Here is a 16,767-nt window from a genome sequence, read left to right on the forward strand (position 1 = left end):
CGGATCCCCCAACTCTCCCCCGATCAGCCCGGGCCCGCCCACCGGCACCCGCGGACCGAGCACGCTCGTGACATGCAGCAGTCGAGTCAGTCCCCCGGAGCGTCGAGCTCCTCGAGCGCCCTCAGCGCCTCCCGCGCGCGGGCCAGTCGATCGGCCTCGGGCTCGTCCCACCAGATCGGTCCACGCTCACCGAGTCCGTGCTTCGCGAGACCCACCCGCCTCCGCGCCAGCGCCTCGGCTTCCGCGTCGTCGTGCATCCTCGCCGAGCGCACTGCTGAGCGGCCCCGTCCGAGATGCGAGATCAGCCCCGCGACCACATCCTTCGGAAGCGAGGGGTCGGTTCGCCGCCACCGCCGGCCCTTCACCACCAGCCAGCGCTCGTCGTCGTCAGTCACCCCGTCCCCGCAGCCTCAGGTTCACGCCGTCACCAGTGCTCGTGAGGTCCACCTCGAGCGGCAGGAGGAGCGCCTCGATCCGCCCCGTGCGGGAGAGGAGCAGCAGGTCGTCGAGGAGGGCCCGCGAGCCGCCGACCAGCGTCGAGTCGACGTCGACCTCGCTCGCGAGATACCACGCCCGGTCCTCCGGCCAGAGGGCGAGCGGAGTCCGCGTGGAAAGCCCCGAGGCATCCGCGAAGCCCGAGACGCGCGCCCAGCCAGTGTCTTCGAGAGCCCATACGTCCAGCGGCAGAAGAGGCCCGTCGCGCCCGGGCGGCCCTACTGTCCCCGCGGCGGCAATCTCGGGGTGCTCCCAGCCGGTCGGGCGGGTGTCGCTCCTCCACTCGGGCAACCAGTCCGATCCGCCCGAGCGGGACAATACGGTCGCCGACCCGCCGGTCAGCGTCCCGAACCTCGCCCAGAGGACGGCGAGGCAGTCCCCCGGAGTCGCCGTGTGCGCGGCGAGGGCCTCGGCGATCAGCGTGAGCTCGTCGAGCGGAAGAAGTCCGAGCCGGGGCGCCGAGCACTCGCCCAGGTGCTCGCCGACAAGCGGGTTCCACTGCGCCAGCGGATGCAGGTCGGTCCCCTCGCGTTCGGCGACCTCGCGCGAGCGCACACATGGGTCCCTGCCGGAAGGATGCAGGATCCGCACCGCCGCCTCGAACCGCGGCGGGACGATCCCGTCGAAACACCCGAGCGTGCCGAGAGCGTCCAGCACCCAGCCGGCCCGGGCGACGTCCTGCTCTGCGCGCAACGGCGCACCCCTCGGCGTCGGCTCGATCATCGGCCCAGGCTAGCGCTGCACCGTCGCTCCGCTCAGGGCGGAGAGGGCGCGGTGCGGCCCCGTCTCTCCTGCGAGGCCGTCGGCGAGCTCCGCCAGTCGAGCGCGGACGGCAGCGTCGAGTGCGAGCATCTGCCGAGCAGCCTCGGCGAGCTCCGTCACAGTCGCCGCGTTCGGGTCGAGTACGGCGGCGAACCCGGCGTCCTCGAGCGCGGCGGCCCCCGCGAACTGGTCGGTCGAGAACGGCAGTACCACGAGCGGCACGCCGGCGGTCATCGCCTCGGTGACGCTGTTGTTGCCGCCGTGACTGATCGCGAGGTCGGCCCGGCGGAGCACAGCGACCTGCGGGAGGAAGCCGCGCACGAGCCAGCCCTCGGGGACCGATCCGAGGGCCGAGAACTCCGTCGCACCCGAGGCGAGCGCCACCCGCACGGGCCGGCCCCCGACTTCAACCCCCGCCAGGGCTTCGACGACCCGGGCCAGCACGTCGTCACGCACCGAGAGGAAACTGCCGAAGCTCACGTAGACGATCGGATCCCCGGACGCCGCGAGCCACTCCTCGACCTCCGCGTCTTCGGGTTCCTCGCGGACGGCGGAGCCGAGGAACGCGTGCGGCGGCAGCTGAGCGGTCCGAGCGGGGTCGTGGAGCTCGCTCGGGTAGTTCAGCAGCAGGACGTCGCCGCTCTCCGCGAAGGCGTCGGCACTGGGGGCCGCTCCCGGGTCGAGGGCGGCGAGAGCGCCGTTCCATTCGCCGGTGAAGGAGTCGCGCACCTGCTCGCAGAGTGCGCGCAGCGCACCGAGGTCGTCCGGGTCGGGAACGAAGGCGTCCGGCCAGACCGGAGGGAATCCGTAGACCTCTCCGGGCACGGTGAGCGCGCTGGGGTGACCGAGCACGACGTCCCCATAGGGCACGCGGAGGCCACGCAGCGCCACCCGCGCCGTAAAGGCGAGGTGATCGACCACGATCGCTCCGGGCTGTACCTCGTCGAGGATCACCCGCAGCCGCGCGGCGACTCCGGCCGGGTCCCAGAGCAGATCAGTGAGCCGCTCCCGCGCCTGGTAGGCGAGGGTGGGCACCATCCCGCGTCGTGTGGCGTCGAAGAAGCCGCGGAGGGACGCTCCCTCATCAGGGGCCTGCTCCTCCGCGCGGATGGTACCCGGGTTCGACCCGCGCCCCAGCCGGAGCGCGATGTGCTCGAAGTCGAAGCTGTCCACGATCGAGCGCGTCGCGTCGCCCGTCGCCACGACGACGCGCTCGCCCGCCTCCTGCCACGCCGTGCCGAGGGTCGCCAGCGGCAGCAGGTGCGATGCGTAATCGGGACTGATGATCAGCAGGGTCACGAGGCCCCCAGGACGAGCGGTGAGCGGAGGGGACGCTCCTGGTCCGCGGTCGCATGCGCGTAGACGCCGGCGAGGGCGTGCGCCATCGCCTGCACCGTGTAGCGCTCGGCGACCATCGCGTGCCCGCGGGACGCCGCGCGTTCGCCGAGAGGCCCGCCCGCGAGATCGAGTGCGGCGGCAGCGCCGGCGGCGAGCGCCGCGGAGTCGGCGGTGTCGACCAGGAAGCCGGTCTCCCCTTCCTCGACGTAGGTCGCGGGCCCACCGGTGGCCGGAGCGACGACGACCAGGCCCGCGGAGAGCGCCTCGAGGAGGGCGATGCCGAACTCCTCCTTCACGCTCGCGCAGACGTACGCCCCACCCGCGGCCGAGAGACCGGGCCGGCCGTGTCGGATCGCGCCGAGCCACCGTGCGACCGTCCCGTTCGCGCGGTGGCCGGCCAGGAGCAGGCCGTCGGATGGGACGGCGGCGATGCGGTCGAGCTGCTCGCGTTCGTCGGGGCTCGGGTCGGCGAGGTCACCGCCGACGAGGAGCAGGTTGGCGCGGTCGCGGAGCGACGAATCGGCCGCCCACGCCTCGGCGAGCGCCGCCATCCCCTTCACCCGGTGCAGGCGCCCGACGCTGAGCAGCAGCGGGAGTCCGCGCCGGTCCTCGGGAAGCGTCGCCAGCAGCTCGTCGAGCGAGGCCAAATCGCCGCCCTCGTCCAGAGCGACTGTCTCACCGGCGGCGGAAGCGCGCGCCGCCGTCTCCCCGCGCTCGACGAGGCCGACGTCGATCCCCTCGGGGACGATCGTGTGCCGCTCCGGATGCGCGGTGATGTCGACGCCGATCAGCTCTCGGATGGTCGCCGCCAGCTCATCGCGCGGGAAGAGCACTGTGTGCGCAGCGTCTGCGGCCAGGCGCTGCACGAGACGCACCCGGAACCAGAAATGCTCGGCGACGTCGCGCTCGCCGAAGTCTGCACGGGTGAGCGCGCCGGACGCGTCCAGCCCCGCCATCAGAGCGTGCGGGTCCGGAGCGAGGGTAAACACGACCGGGATCTCGAGCTCCCGCGCGACCGCGGCCGCCGCGAGAGACCCCACATCGGCCATACGCAGGTGCAGCACGTCGACCCGTCCCGCCGCTCGCAGGATCCGCCGGATGCCGCGCTCCGCCGCGATGCGACGGCTCCAGGTCTGGGGCATTGCGACAGGCGACCCCACGAAGGGCACCGGAGCGAAGCCGTGGCCGGCGTCGGGCAGCTCGCCGAGTGCACGCTCCGCCTCAGCCGGGGTCCCGCGCGAGAGCGTGAGCACCCGGTCGATCCCCTCCTGCTCAACGAGCGAGTCGCCCAACCGCACGAGCAGTGTCGCGATGCCGCCGTTGTCGCCGGCGCCCACCCGGGTCAGGGTCCCGTCGATGTCAGCGTGGACGAAGAGCTGGGCGACCGTCGGCCCGGCCATCCCGGCGGAAGCGGGAGCGAGGTCGGTCAGAGCGAGTCGGGCAATCGACCCGATCGGCCCCTGCTCCTCCGCCAGGCGCGTGAGCAGGAGCTCGGCGTCGTCGGATCCGCGCTCGCCGAGCGCCTCCGTCGCAGCGGCTCGGGCCTGCGGTCCCTCCCTTCGATCTGCGGCCACGTGCACAAGGGTGCGCTCTGCGATCGCTCCCGGCACCAGCCCGAGCGTCTCAACGAACCGAGCTCGGGCGGACGCCTCGAACTCGCCGAGCAGCGCTCCCTCGAGCGACACCGCGATGAGGTCGGGGGTCGAGGAGGCCCAGAGCAGGACCGTGCGCTGCGCGAGCATCCCCGAGAAACCGCCGTCGCGCACCAGGCGCAGCAGCGGACCGAGTGCGGCGGGCCGGGGCAGCCGCCCACCGAACGCCCAGGCCGCGTGCTCACGGAGGTACGGCCGCTCGTCCTCGAGCAGCATCAGCAGCGCGAGGTCGGCCTCCTCGTCGAAGACCTGGGCGAGCGAGTGGACAGCCGCGATCGCGGTGAGCTGATCGGAGGGGTCCAGGGCCGCGCGGGTGAGCAGGCGCACGGCGCGACCACCGCCGTCGCTCACCGCGGCGATCGTCAACTCGTCGGCCGACCGGATCGCCTCAAGCAGAGTGGGAGCGGCGCGCACGGCGTCAAGAGCGGTCTGCGTGGCCATGCTTCACCTGGTCTGTTGGAGCGGAGAGTGCTGTGGAGGATGGGGCGGAACGCCACTCCAGACCGCCCGAGCAGCCGCAGAGAAGCGGACCGGTATCGAGCATGCCGCCTGAGGAGCTGGGATTTCGCCTCTTGCGGCCGAACCCCTCCCGCGATACGGCCGCCTGTCAAGGGGATGATGCTCGCAGTTCGTGTGCGCGATGCGGGAGATGCGTCAGCCGCGGGTCCACTCCAGGAGCCGCTCCAGCGGCCAGGTGGTCACAATCCGCTCCTCCGGCACCCCGAGGCGCTCTGCCCGCTCGGCGCCGTAGTCGAGCAGGCCGAGCTGGCCCGGCGCGTGCGCGTCGCTGTCGATCGAGAACAGGCAGCCCGCCTCGAGGGCGAGCGCGATCAGCTCGTCCGGCGGATCCTCGCGCTCGGGTCGAGCGTTGATCTCGACCGCGGTCCCCTGATCGGCGCAGGCCCGGAACACGGCGCGGGCATCGAAGGTCGACGGCGGGCGGGTGCCGCGCTCACCCGCCACCAACCGTCCGGTGACGTGCCCCAGGACATCGGTCCGTGGGTCCGAGGCCGCCGCCACCAGCCGAGCCGTCATCTCGCTGGAGGGCAGCCGCAGCTTCGAGTGGGCGCTCGCGACAACCACGTCGAGCCGGCGCAGCAGGTCGTCGCTCTGATCCAGCGCCCCGTCCTCCAGCACGTCGACCTCGATACCGCTGAGCAGCCGCAGCGGCGCAGTGTCGAGCATCGCGAGATGCTGGAGCTGTTCCTCCAGCCGCTGCGCACTGAGACCGTGCGCGACCCGCAGCCGGGGAGAGTGATCAGTGAGTGCCAGATACTCGTGGCCGAGGGCGCGAGCCGCCTCCGCCATCGCAACAATGGGGGTCGCCCCGTCGGACCACTCGCTGTGACTGTGCAGGTCGCCGCGGAGCCGCCCTCGCAGCGCACTGGTGGGCGGCGGCGCGGAGGCGCGCAGCTCAGCGAGGTACTCGGGCACGCGGCCCGCCAGCGTCTGCTCGATCACGGAGAAGGTCGTGTCTCCAATCCCGGACTCCCTCCGCACCCGAGCGAGGTCGTCCCGCTCCTCGGGGGTCATGCCTTCCAGTACCGCGGCCGCGCGCCGAAACGCCTTCGCCCGATAGCGCGAGGCCCTCTCCCGCTCCAGCAGCGCCGCGATCTCCTCCAGTGCCGCGATGGGATCCATGCCCTCGGTCTACCACGGCCAGGCCCAGCACTCATCCCCTCGACGACGCACGAGGGCACCCGACACCGCAGCCTGAGAACCGCCCGAGGCCTGTTGCGAGGCGTCCCGATCGAGATATATCGTGACAACACCAACTCGCGATGTATCGCGTTTCCGCAAGGCACCGCAGGTGCAGGAGGAGGAGCTCATGTCCCTCGAGAAATGGCTCGTGCAGTCGGGCGAGACGAAGGTCATCGACCTCGACGTCGTCCGCTCGGTCAAGGTCGCCCTCGTCGGCGGCCAGGTCGACGTCATCGCCCACGACGAACCGACGGCGCGCGTGGAGGTCCACAGCGTCAACGGCCGCCCGCTCAAGGTCTCGATGGAGGGCGACCGCCTCGAGGTCGACCACATCCAGCTGCGCTGGGACACGATCGTGGACGTCGTGAAAGGCCTCGGCCGACGCGGCGATCGCGCCGATATCAGCCTGCTCGTCCCCCGCGGCATCGCCTTGGCGTTCGACACTGTGTCGGCCGACGGCCTGGTCTCCGGCCTGCACAGCGACGCACGCGTCTCGACGGTCGGCGGCGACATCGTCCTCGACGGCCTGCACGGCGACATCGAGGTGAACACCGTCCACGGCGAGCTCTCGGTCCGCAGCCACACCGGCCGGGTGACCGCCCGCACCGTCTCCGGCGACGTCACTGCGACCGGCGACCTCACTCGTTTCACCGTCGACGGCCTCTCGGGCAGCGTCTTCGTCGACGCCGAGGGCACCCCCGACCGGATCCAGGCCAACACCGTCAGCGGCGACCTCACCGTCCGCATCGACGAGGGCCTCGGCGCCCGCTACCGCATCAACACGGTCTCGGGCGCGCTCCAGCTCGACGGCTCCGTCGTCAAGGGCACCTTCGGCCGGGGCTACACCTCGACCACCGGCTCCCTGGACTCGGCGTGGGTCGACGTCGCCGCCAACTCGGTCTCGGGCGATGTGAGCGTCGTCCGCCGATCGAAGACCACCGCCTCCGCTACGGTCGGCGAGGGCTGGGGCTCCCCCGAGTCCGGTCCCGCCGACGGTCAGCGCCCGATGGACGGAGGCTCGCTGTGAGCCCCGTCTTCGCGCACGGCCGTCTGCGCCTCTACCTGCTCAACCTCCTCGCCGAATCGCCGCGCCACGGCTACGAATTGATCCAGGCTCTCAGCGAGCGCTTCGGCGGCACCTACGCCCCCAGCGCCGGCACCGTTTACCCGCGCCTGGCGAAGCTCGAGGAGGAGGGACTCGTCACGAAGGAGGCGGACGGCCGCAAGACCGTCTACTCCATCACCGATGCGGGCCGCGCCGAGCTCGCCGCCCGCGCGACCGATCTGGGCGACATCGAGGAGGAACTCACCGACTCCGTCCGTCGGCTGGCCGACGAGGTACGACTCGGCGTCGCGGAGGCGATGAAGAGCCTCCGCGCCGACCTGGCCAGCGCCGCCCGCGACGCTCGGGAACCCGGTCGCCGTCCGGAGCGCTCCGCAGAGAAACAGCGCCCGCAGGACCCGGCGGCCGGCCCGAACGGCTCCGAGCACACCGCCTCCGAGCACACCGCCTCCGGCGCGACCGGCTCCGAGCAGCCTGAGCCCGACGCGCGCACCGCCTCGCGCCTCGCTCTGCGCGACGCCGAAGTGCTGCTCACCGAGTTCCGCGACGAACTGCGCGCGCAGCTGCGCACCGCCTCCGCAACCGGCTCTGTGACCACCGCGAGCGTCGACGCTCTGCGCGCCGCGCTCGAGCAGGCGCGCGCCTCGGTCCGCTCCACCCTGGGCTGACAGCGCGGTAGGCGGGGAACTCCCCAAGTCCCCGCCTACTGCCGCCCGACCGCCAGCGCCTCCTCCTCCACGTCGAGGAACGCCAGCGCACTCACCACCGCCGGCTCCTGGTACCGCCCCTGCGCGCGCGCACGCAGCACCGCCTCCCTCTCGGCTGCAATCATCACGCGCCGGAGCCGGTTGTAGGCCTGCGGCAGCGGCTCCACGCCCTCGCCCTCCGGCGGATTCTGCAGCGCGTCGGCGAGGAACGTCGCATTCCGTCGCAGCCGGTCGAGCACCCGATCCTCGACCCCGTCCTGCGGCTCCTCGTCGAGCCGCGAGAGACCGGCCGCCTGCGCCTCCGCGAGCAGCATCTGCTTCTCCACGTGCTCCTGCATCTCGTTCGGAGCCGGCAGTTTCAGCGCTCGGACGAGCCGCGGAAGCGCGAGACCCTCGATGAGCGTCCCCGCCACCACGACGAAGGCGAGGAACTGCAGGAATGCGCGCTGCGGCGTCTCCTCGGGCAGGAGGAAAGCGGCCGCGAGCGTCACCACGCCGCGGATGCCCGCGAAGGACACACCGATCGCGGTCGGCCAGGTCCACCCTCGCTGCCGCAATCGGTTCGGGCCGTGACGGAAGAGCAGCGTGGTCAGGCACATCCAGGCCACGCGGCTTCCGATCAGCGCCGCGAGTACGGCCGCGCCGATGCCGACCGTCTGCCAGACCCCGACCCCGGAGTCGGCCGTCGCCCGCACCACCGACGAGAGGCTGAGCCCGATGAAGAGGAACACCGCGTTCTCGAGCAGGAACTGGATCGTCCGCCAGTTGAGCGACTCCGCGATGCGCGCCTGCGCCGACTGGATGACCGGCGCCCGGTAGCCCAGGTAGAGGCCTGCGACCACGACCGCGAGCACCCCGGAACCGTGCAGCAGCTGCGCCGGGATGAACGCGACGTACGGCGTCACCAGCGAGAGGCTCGTGTCGAGGACGGACGACTGCACCTGCTTGCGCACGAAGCCGAGCAGCACGGCGATGCCGATGCCGACTCCGCCGCCCACAGCCACGGCCAGCACGAAGTCGAGCGCGATGCGCCCCGGCGTGACCGTGCTGACGATCGCCAGAAGGGCGGCGTTCAGCGCCACCAGCGCAGTCGCGTCGTTCAAGAGGCTCTCGCCCTCAAGCACCGTGAGCATGCGCCGCGGCAGGCGGAGGCGTCCCGCGATGGCCGTGACCGCCACGGCGTCCGTGGGCGCCACGATCGCCCCGAACGCGAGGGCCGCGGCGAGCGTGATCGCCGGGACGACCATCCAGGCAACGGCGCCGACGACCGCGACCGTGAAGACGACGAGCCCGATTGACAGCAGGAGGATGCTGTCGCCACGCGCGCGGACATCGAGCACGGAGGTGCGGATCGCCGCCGCGTAGAGCAGCGGCGGCAGGATCCCGAACAGCACCACGTCCGGTTCGACCACCACCTCCGGGATACCGGGGACGAAGGAGGCCAGAGCCCCGACGGCGACGAGCGCCACGGGAGCGGACCAGTTCACCCGCCCCGACAGTCCCGTGACCAGGACGGTCACGACCACGAACGAGACGATCCAGACGATCGCGACGACGGGCTCCTGCATCGCGTCTCTCCTCCCGGGCGTCCTGGCGCCACGGCCCTAGTGTGGCCGTCCGGCGGGCCCGGCGACGAGCGTCAGTTACCGCCCGGCCTCGTGGATGTCGCGTGCTTTCGTGACCTTCGCCGGGTCCACTGGGTTCATCCCGAGCACGATCTTGCCCCGCGAGTGCCGCTTCTCGAGGTCGTCGAAGGCGTCCTGCACCTGATCGAAGGGGTAGAAGCCCGACACGAGCACCCGCAGCTTCTGCTCGGCGACCAGGCCGACCAGCTCGCCCAGGATCTCGGTGTCGCGCTGGGCCGTCTCGGCGTCGGGCCACACGGCGCGCAGCTCGATCTCCTTGCGGTCGTCGCTGGAGTGGAAGCGCCCCGCCGCGATGCCGAGCTCGTCGGCCAGGGCGTCGTTCTCTCCGCCGAAGTTATCGAGGAACACCGTGACTCCGTCGCGCGCCGCGGCGCGGATGCGCTCGGCGATCCCATCGCCGTAGACCACCGGCTTCACGCCGATCTGGCGGAGGTAGTCGAAGTTCCGCTCGCCGCAGGTGCCGATCACGGATGCACCGCGCAGCTTCGCGAGCTGGATCTCGAGGCTGCCCACTCCTCCGGCCGCGGCGGAGACGACAACGGTGTCGTGGGGTCCGACGTGCGTGGCCTCGAGCGCGCGCCAGGCCGTCACTCCGGCGAGGAACAGTGCTCCGCCGACCTCCCAGCTCACGGAGGCGGGCTTGGCGACGAGGTTGCGGCGCGGCACCACGATGTGGGTGGCGTGCGAGCCGACGAGCGCGTGGCCGACCACATTACTGCGGAGTTTGAGATCGGTGACGCCCTGGCCCAGGGCGACGACGACCCCCGAGAAGTCGGTGCCCTGGCGCATCGGGAAGGCGGCGGAGTGGGCGGAGTCGAACCGGCCCTGTCGGATGAACGCCTCCATGTGGTTCACCCCGGCGGAGAGCACCTCTACGAGAACCTCGCCCGTTCCGGGCCTGGGCCGCTCGACCTCGGCGATCTCGAGGACATCCGCGTCGCCGAATCGGCGGTATTGGACGACGCGGGCGGCGGTGGGGCTCAGTCGGGACATGCGCTCATCATCCGCCCCCACCGCCCGAAGCTCCTGACCCCCGAACGGGGACGTGCGACTCAGGAGGCGTCGCTCGGGCAGTACAGCTGGGTCCGTGGTCCCGAGCGGTCGATCACATGCTCGGACATCGGTCGTCCGCAGAGCGGGCAGGCCCGGCCCGCCGACGCCTCCTGCTCGGGCTGGTTGTACGGGCCCAGCGGCGGCGGACCAAGCCAGGGGAACAGCCGCGCATTGAAGCGCTGGTAGAGGGAGCCGGTCTTTTTCCGCGTCATATCCTTAGTGTACTAACCATCAGTGCGCGATGAGAGGATGTCGTTGTGGAACCCGACCCGCTCGCCCTCCAGAACCAGGTGTGCTTCTCCCTCGCCGTCGCGGCGCGCACCGTCATCGGCCTGTACCGACCCGTGCTCGAACCGCTCGGACTCACGCATCCGCAGTACCTCGTGATGCTCGCGCTCTGGGAGCGCAGCCCGCGCTCGCTCGCCGACCTCGGCTCCGCCCTGCACCTCGAACCGGCCACCCTCAGCCCGCTCGTGAAGCGCCTGGAGGCGAGCGGCCACCTCACCCGCGCGCGCAGCAGCGATGACGAGCGCCGCCTCGACGTCGCACTGACCCCCTCCGGACGAGCGCTGCGCGAGCAGGCACTGCAGGTCCCCCCGCAGATCGTCGAGCGCCTCGACGTCCCTCTCGACGAGCTCACCGGGCTCCGCGACAGCCTCACCCGCATGATCGGAGCTGCCACCCGCGGCAGCCGCTAACCCCCTCTCGGGGCACCCGCGCCCAGCACCTCACCTGCCGCACATCACAGCACAGGGAAACTCCCGGTCACAGGGCGAGATCAGCCTCCGCTCGGCCCGCTCCCGGGCGTCGTGACTGCCCCCGTGCAACGGAGTAGTGTCGTCGCTCGTGACACACGAGGGTCCCCCGTCCGCCGCGGACGGATCACCGACCGACGCGACCGAGCTGCGCACCGCGAAGCACTTCTTCATCGGCGAGCCGCTCCCGAGCGACAAGCTCGAGGGGCAGCTGCTGCAGAAGCGGCTCGCGCTTCCCATCTTCGCCAGCGACCCGCTCTCCTCCGTGGCCTACGCGCCGCAGGAGCTGCTGATGATCCTGCTGCTCGGCGGGCTCTCCTTCCTCACCTTCGCGCCCTGGGTCGCCGCCTGCGTGGTCGTGCTGCTCGTCGTGGTGGTGCTGAGCTATCGCCAGCTGATTCGGGCCTACCCGTCCGGAGGCGGCGACTACGAGGTCGCCCGCACCAATCTGGGCGAAACGGCGGGCCTCACGGTCGCGTCCGCACTGCTCGTGGACTACGTGCTTACCGTGGCCGTGTCGGTCGCCTCCGGAGTCGACAACATCATCTCGGCGGTCCCCGAGCTGGCGCCGTTGCGGGTCGAGCTGGCCATCCTCTTCGTGGTGCTGCTCGCGGCTGTGAACCTTCGCGGCGTCTCGGAGTCGAGCCGCGCCTTCGCGATCCCGACCTACTTGTTCGTCGCGAGCGTCTTCGCGATGGTCGTGGTCGGCCTGATCCGCACTGTCGTCGGCGACACCCCGGTGGCGGAGTCGGCGGGCTTCACCGTGCAGGGCGAGCAGCTCACGCAGGCGGCCGTAGTGCTCCTGCTGCTGCGCTCCTTCGCCAGCGGCTGCGCGGCGCTCACCGGCGTCGAGGCGATCTCGAACGGGGTGCCCGCGTTCCGGGCGCCGAAAGTCAAGAACGCGCAGCGCACGCTCGTCGCGATGGGGACGATCGCGATCGTGCTCTTCGTCGGCCTCACCGCGCTCGCACTGCTCTCCAACGTGCACTACGCCGAGAACGCCTGCCACCTCGTAGGCTTCGCCGACTGCGCCACCACTCCGCAGCGCTCGGTGATCGCGCAGGTGGCCGCGGCCACCTTCGGCAATAACACGATCCTGTTCTTCATCATCCAGGCGGCGACCGCCGCCGTCCTGCTCCTGGCCGCGAACACTGCCTTCAACGGCTTCCCGCTGCTGGGTTCGGTCCTGGCCCGCGACGGCTACGCGCCCAAGTCGCTGAACACGCGCGGCGACCGCCTGATCTACTCCAACGGAGTGATCATCCTGGCGCTCGTGGCCGCGATCATCCTGCTCGTCTACCAGGCCTCGCTCACGAGCCTCGTGCAGCTCTACATCATCGGCGTCTTCGTGTCGTTCACGCTCGGGCAGTCGGGCATGGTCAAGCACTGGATGCGGATGATCCGCAACGGCGAAGGCTCGCGCACCGTCTACACGAGCCTGGGTATCAACCTGTTCGGCGCGACTCTGACCTTCGCGGTGCTTGTGGTCGTCACGATCACGAAGTTCACCCACGGGGCCTGGCTCGTCTACCTGGTGATGCCGATCCTCGGCTTCCTGATGGCCGGCGTCTACCGCTACTACCGCGACGTCGAGAAGGAGATCGAGGTCGACCCGACCACGACCTTCGGTGCGAACGGCGACCACGCGATCGTCCTCGTAGGCCGGATGAACAAGCCCACCCTGAAGGCGCTCGACTACGCCATCGCGGCGCGGCACGAGACGCTGGAAGCGGTGCACTCCTCCATCGACGACGCGCAGACCGCGCAGCTCAAGGCCGACTGGGCGCGAATGGACATCGAGGTGCCGCTGCGCTGCGTCGCTTCGCCCTATCGCGACATCTCCTATCCGCTCATCAAGTACATCAAGGCGCACCGCCTCGAGCACGGCTCCGAAATCACCACGGTCTACATGCCGCAGTACATCGTCGGGCACTGGTGGGAGGCGTTCCTGCACAACCACAAGTCGAGGCGGATCCGCCAGAAGCTGCTGCTCGTGCACGGAGTGACGGTGGCGCTGGTCCCGTGGCTGCTCGACTCCTCCGAGCTGATCTACGGGCGCCGCTCTCGGCCGATCCCCGGGCAGTCGCGTCGAGGCGAGCCGGTGCGACCGGTAACCCGTCGGCCGATCCCGCCCGCGTCATCGCTCCCGCAGGGCGCCGCCGGCGAGGGAGCCCCGCGCATCCCGCAGCGTCCGGCCGCGGCGAATCGTCCGCGCTCGAAGCGGCGCTGAGCCCCCCATCAAACGGGTAGAGGGCCCGCGGCGTCAGCCGCGGGCCCCCGATTTCCCCTTGCTGCCTTCCCCCGAAGGCGGCCCGCCCCAACGGGCCGTGTCCGACGCTATCGGCAGGCTATGCACTCGCGCATCCTCCTCACGGCGGATGCCCGTGCTCCCTTCAGGGGACCGCTTCCGCCTCAACCGACGGCGCCGAGGCCGGTCAGCCACCAGACAGCGGCGACCGCGACCACCGCCCCTCCGCCTCCGGCCACGAGCAGGATCGACGCCCGCACCACCTGCGCACCGGAAGCGGCGTCGAGCGGGTCAACACCCGCCCCAGCGAGCACGATCCCTGCCTGCAGCACCGCGGCCGCGAGCTCGATCGCCGCCGCCGCGATCCGCGCGGACTGTCGGCCGTCCGGGTCCAGCGACCGCGGACGCCTGCCGACGTACCAGACCACGCGCCGATCCGGAGGCCGAGCAGCCGAGCACGCCGCTCGCGTACTGCGACCACCCGTAGCCGCGGAAGGGCCCGAGCTGCTGCTGCAGCACCGGAATCGCCGAGACGAGGAGGCCGCCTCGATGGGTGACGCCGTCCCACACCACGTGGCTGCCCGCTCCGATGACGACTCCGGCGGCCGAGCAGCAGGTCGACCGTGACAACGCCCAGGAGGGAGTGGCTCGACTCGCGTGCGACACCGATCGGAAAATACATCCCAATGTCCGGCATCATCGCGCCGACCGCCACCGCGGCGGCGGGGATCCGACCGTTCGAGACCGCGAGCGCGACGACGGCATGGCTCAGCGTGAAAGGTATGACGCGCACGCTATCCCGGCGGCAGCACGACCGGCGCGGTCCGCGGCCGCGAAGAGTGCGTCACCGGTCCGAGCCGGGCCCCTGCGATTCCGACCGCCGCAGCCCCCGCTCGGGGGCGGTCGCCGCAGGCGAGACATCCGCTTGCTCGTACGCCCCTCCCTACGCTCTCGACGCCGGCCTGCTTCGTCCGGCACGTCGGTACTCTCGGGAAGGTCAACAAGGCTTGCAGTGAAGCTACCCTGCGAACCCCGGCGGGAGTCGAGGACTTCCCCCTGAGCGGCCATTCACGTGAATGATCCCATCCCGACAGGACAGAAGTACTCCACGTCCGCGATAATTTACCGCGTCAGGTCCACGCTACGGTGGGGAGAGCCTGGTTCTGGCGATACTGATCACCTGGGCGTGAAGAGGACGTAATGGTGGACGGTATCACTAGAAAAGGTCCCGGTGTCTTGTGCTCCTCGGTGACACCGATTGACCTCTCATAATGAGGACAATAACCGCTAGAAGCTCTAGCATCTTGAACATCTTCTTCGACGTCGTAGCGGCTGCGATCCTCGTCGGAACTGGTCTGAGCGGCGCCCCAGCTGCGACTTCCGCCGGGCCCGCGAACGCCGATGCCATTACGGTCTGCGAGGGCAGTTCGTTGTCGACACTCGATTCTTCTGGGGCACCTCTTCCGCAGGAACAGAGTGACGTTCTCGTGAGGCAGCTGCAAGGTCTGTGCGATGCCAGCGTCGGTACGAGTCGGGAGTTCGGTGAGGACACCTCCGACCGGCTCGACGCCGAGGCGAAGCAGAGCGACGGCTTCTCTGCGAACGTTGCAGCACAGATCAACGCCGGGCCCGGTGTCATGGGAATCAGTGAGGCTTATGCACAACCTGTTTGTGGGTTATCGATCGGAGCGTGTCGCTCACGAATGAAACCGACCGATCCGCTTTACTCGAGAAATACTTCTGACGGAACTTCTCGCGAAGGAATCGGCCGGTGCGCACACAGACTACTACGGGAATGACCTCCGAGCAATGTGCTCTCCTCGCCGGACGAATCGAGAACGAGTTCATCTGGCGCAGACCTACCGGGCGCCCGCGGAAGCTTTCTTTCTCACGAGCACAGAATCTCGTCCTGGATTTCCGACAGTCGTTCACAACTGGTCACGTTGGGCATCAGCTTCCTCTTCGGCTAGTCTTGGGCGCAGTATATAAATGCTCCAGAAAACGTAACGCGGCTCAAACCTCGCCCGAGCTTTCTTATATCTACCTACGAGCGAGGATCTCGTGTTGGATCCGCAGACCGAGTTGCACCTCTTCCAGAGAGTTCGCGCCGAGCACGCGACCGTCGCCGATGCGGAACGATACCCCGTCTTTGAGCGGCTCATGCCGTACCCCGTCCGGAAGAAACTCGACGAACGAAGAGTCCGCCCGGTAGTTCAGCCAACCCAGCTGCTCTTTCGTTTCTGAGTTACGCACTGCGCCACGGTAAGCCTGCTCGGTGACGAGCGCGCGATCAGGGTTCCACAAATCGATCATGTATCGAAACACCTGCTCAGACACCACCGGGTCAAGCAACGGCGACGCAGAATCGGCCACCGTCAACGTCACGCTACTCGACAGGCGAGGACTTGTAGCTCCCGCAAATATCGACACGTGCACGAAGTCACGCGTTTGTTGCCTTTCTGGCTCGGTCACAAGGTTAAAGCTCCAACCGACACTTGCCGTTGAATTCGCGGTGGGGCACCCGTTATCATCAAGGTGCGTGAAGAAATGCTTAGGAGCATCCATATCCCAGCCGCGTTCGAGCATAAGCTCCTCAAGGTGCTGTAGATCAGCTCCGAGCGGTTTCTCGTCGTTCATTCGATCGCCGAGCACATGCCACGTTTCGAAGACGGGATGCAACTCTCGTAGCCCTTCAAGGAACTTTCGCACCTGGATTGTGAACTGACCGAAGGTCAGTTCACGCGATTCCCAGAATGCGGCGAGATATGATTGAAACGTCGTCATGGTTCCTCGCTCTGGCTCAGAGCGTTATTCATAAGGTCTGTTTCGCGCGTGTCGCTGTGAAGACATCGACTTCTCGCGGGAGAGAATGGAAGTTCCTACACACCATTCTTGAAGCGAGAAGTCGATGCGCTATGACTCTACTACAGGTTTGACCTCTGGGCAGGTGACGGAGTTGGTGGCTCGGATATTTCAGGTCCTGTCCGGGCGTCCATCGTGGCCTGGCCGCCCCGCGCTTCTCAACCTGCGGGAGCAGGTCATCCTGACGTTGCTGCTGTTGCGACAGAACCTGAACCAAGCCGCCGTCGCGGACCTGCACGGCGTCTCCCACGCCACCGTCTCGCGGATCTACCTGAGGTGCCCCATTCTTTCTGGACCACCGCGGAATTGGTAGGATTACCGCGATGACCGAAAGGAAGGCCCGGGATGTCCAGTTCCCGTGGGAAGTATTCTCCGGAGTTCCGCGTGGAGGCAGTGCGCGAGGTGATTGATAGGTCGCGATCCGTCGCGGACGTCGCTCGAGAGCTCGGACTGGTTCCGCAGACCCTCACTAATTGGGTGGCTGC

At 69.5% G+C, this 16,767-nt stretch carries 16 protein-coding genes and 1 pseudogene; 6 read left to right on the forward strand and 11 right to left on the reverse strand.

The window, feature by feature from the left end:
- Positions 1-86: 86 nt before the first annotated feature.
- From C5D07_RS01775 to C5D07_RS01795, 5 genes are all read right to left on the reverse strand, one after another.
- Positions 87-395 carry a biopolymer transporter Tol gene (locus tag C5D07_RS01775; protein ID WP_104258513.1) on the reverse strand — a complete coding sequence of 103 codons (309 nt, stop codon included), beginning with the start codon at positions 393-395 and terminating at the stop codon, positions 87-89.
- A complete protein-coding gene (locus C5D07_RS01780; protein ID WP_104258514.1) occupies positions 388-1,218 on the reverse strand; it encodes a hypothetical protein in 831 nt (276 codons plus the stop codon). The genes C5D07_RS01775 and C5D07_RS01780 overlap by 8 nt, the downstream gene beginning before the upstream one ends.
- 9 nt (positions 1,219-1,227) lie before the next feature.
- Entirely contained in the window at positions 1,228-2,556 is a 1,329-nt protein-coding gene (locus tag C5D07_RS01785) for a nucleotide disphospho-sugar-binding domain-containing protein (protein ID WP_104258515.1), read from the reverse strand.
- Positions 2,553-4,688, reverse strand: coding sequence for a glycosyltransferase (locus C5D07_RS01790; RefSeq protein ID WP_104258516.1), 2,136 nt, complete (start codon positions 4,686-4,688; stop codon positions 2,553-2,555). Before C5D07_RS01790 ends, C5D07_RS01785 begins: the two co-directional genes overlap by 4 nt.
- A gap of 213 nt (positions 4,689-4,901) precedes the next feature.
- Entirely contained in the window at positions 4,902-5,888 is a 987-nt protein-coding gene (locus C5D07_RS01795) for a PHP domain-containing protein (RefSeq protein ID WP_104258517.1), read from the reverse strand.
- 187 nt (positions 5,889-6,075) lie between these two features.
- On the opposite strand from C5D07_RS01795, the gene C5D07_RS01800 reads away from it, so the two are divergent.
- Both C5D07_RS01800 and C5D07_RS01805 read left to right on the forward strand, forming a co-directional pair.
- A complete protein-coding gene (locus C5D07_RS01800; RefSeq protein WP_249028146.1) occupies positions 6,076-6,975 on the forward strand; it encodes a DUF4097 family beta strand repeat-containing protein in 900 nt (299 codons plus the stop codon).
- Complete coding sequence (locus tag C5D07_RS01805; RefSeq protein ID WP_104258518.1) at positions 6,972-7,679, forward strand: PadR family transcriptional regulator; 708 nt, start codon at positions 6,972-6,974, stop codon at positions 7,677-7,679. The genes C5D07_RS01800 and C5D07_RS01805 overlap by 4 nt, the downstream gene beginning before the upstream one ends.
- 35 nt (positions 7,680-7,714) lie before the next feature.
- Here C5D07_RS01805 and C5D07_RS01810 read toward each other — a convergent pair whose 3' ends face one another.
- From C5D07_RS01810 to C5D07_RS01820, 3 genes are all read right to left on the reverse strand, one after another.
- Positions 7,715-9,286, reverse strand: coding sequence for a cation:proton antiporter (locus tag C5D07_RS01810; protein ID WP_104258519.1), 1,572 nt, complete (start codon positions 9,284-9,286; stop codon positions 7,715-7,717).
- Positions 9,287-9,361: 75 nt separating this feature from the next.
- Entirely contained in the window at positions 9,362-10,357 is a 996-nt protein-coding gene (locus C5D07_RS01815; RefSeq protein ID WP_068255915.1) for an NADP-dependent oxidoreductase, read from the reverse strand.
- Between the two features lie 59 nt (positions 10,358-10,416).
- Positions 10,417-10,629: a hypothetical protein gene (locus tag C5D07_RS01820; RefSeq protein ID WP_068255916.1), complete on the reverse strand. Its 213-nt coding sequence runs from the start codon at positions 10,627-10,629 to the stop codon at positions 10,417-10,419.
- A gap of 45 nt (positions 10,630-10,674) precedes the next feature.
- Between C5D07_RS01820 and C5D07_RS01825 the strand changes: the two genes are divergently transcribed.
- Positions 10,675-11,115: a MarR family winged helix-turn-helix transcriptional regulator gene (locus tag C5D07_RS01825; RefSeq protein ID WP_068255918.1), complete on the forward strand. Its 441-nt coding sequence runs from the start codon at positions 10,675-10,677 to the stop codon at positions 11,113-11,115.
- A gap of 205 nt (positions 11,116-11,320) precedes the next feature.
- Positions 11,321-13,402 carry an APC family permease gene (locus C5D07_RS01830; protein WP_104258524.1) on the forward strand — a complete coding sequence of 694 codons (2,082 nt, stop codon included), beginning with the start codon at positions 11,321-11,323 and terminating at the stop codon, positions 13,400-13,402.
- 182 nt (positions 13,403-13,584) lie between these two features.
- On the opposite strand, the gene C5D07_RS16010 is transcribed toward C5D07_RS01830, so the two are convergent.
- From C5D07_RS16010 to C5D07_RS15155, 3 genes and pseudogenes are all read right to left on the reverse strand, one after another.
- The gene (locus tag C5D07_RS16010) at positions 13,585-13,848 is read right to left on the reverse strand and encodes a hypothetical protein (RefSeq protein WP_249028147.1); all 264 of its coding nucleotides are present in this window, start codon (positions 13,846-13,848) and stop codon (positions 13,585-13,587) included.
- 25 nt (positions 13,849-13,873) lie between these two features.
- Positions 13,874-14,213, reverse strand: a pseudogene (locus C5D07_RS16350) (DUF4184 family protein); the annotation flags it as partial.
- A gap of 1,247 nt (positions 14,214-15,460) precedes the next feature.
- Positions 15,461-16,204 (reverse strand): Imm52 family immunity protein, encoded by a 744-nt coding sequence (locus C5D07_RS15155; protein WP_146076713.1) that lies wholly within the window; start codon positions 16,202-16,204, stop codon positions 15,461-15,463.
- Positions 16,205-16,328: 124 nt separating this feature from the next.
- On the opposite strand from C5D07_RS15155, the gene C5D07_RS16355 reads away from it, so the two are divergent.
- Positions 16,329-16,595, forward strand: a complete 267-nt coding sequence (locus C5D07_RS16355) for a transposase family protein (protein ID WP_146076714.1) — start codon at positions 16,329-16,331, stop codon at positions 16,593-16,595.
- A 32-nt stretch (positions 16,596-16,627) separates the two neighbouring features.
- A partial coding sequence (locus tag C5D07_RS01850) for a transposase (protein ID WP_146079779.1) occupies positions 16,628-16,767 on the forward strand: 140 nt, incomplete at its 3' end.

It is taken from the genome of Rathayibacter tritici (genome assembly GCF_002932875.1).
In the GTDB taxonomy this organism is placed as follows: domain Bacteria; phylum Actinomycetota; class Actinomycetes; order Actinomycetales; family Microbacteriaceae; genus Rathayibacter; species Rathayibacter tritici.

Bases quoted from the DNA above. Each gene is read 5' to 3' on its own strand.
- C5D07_RS01820 (WP_068255916.1), bottom strand. From the start codon at position 10,629: ATGACGCGGAAAAAGACCGGCTCCCTCTACCAGCGCTTCAATGCGCGG.
- C5D07_RS01815 (WP_068255915.1), bottom strand. From the start codon at position 10,357: ATGTCCCGACTGAGCCCCACCGCCGCCCGCGTCGTCCAATACCGCCGA.
- C5D07_RS16355 (WP_146076714.1), top strand. From the start codon at position 16,329: ATGCGCTATGACTCTACTACAGGTTTGACCTCTGGGCAGGTGACGGAG.
- C5D07_RS01790 (WP_104258516.1), bottom strand. From the start codon at position 4,688: ATGGCCACGCAGACCGCTCTTGACGCCGTGCGCGCCGCTCCCACTCTG.
- C5D07_RS01795 (WP_104258517.1), bottom strand. From the start codon at position 5,888: ATGGATCCCATCGCGGCACTGGAGGAGATCGCGGCGCTGCTGGAGCGG.
- C5D07_RS01810 (WP_104258519.1), bottom strand. From the start codon at position 9,286: ATGCAGGAGCCCGTCGTCGCGATCGTCTGGATCGTCTCGTTCGTGGTC.
- C5D07_RS01800 (WP_249028146.1), top strand. From the start codon at position 6,076: ATGTCCCTCGAGAAATGGCTCGTGCAGTCGGGCGAGACGAAGGTCATC.
- C5D07_RS15155 (WP_146076713.1), bottom strand. From the start codon at position 16,204: ATGACGACGTTTCAATCATATCTCGCCGCATTCTGGGAATCGCGTGAA.
- C5D07_RS01780 (WP_104258514.1), bottom strand. From the start codon at position 1,218: ATGATCGAGCCGACGCCGAGGGGTGCGCCGTTGCGCGCAGAGCAGGAC.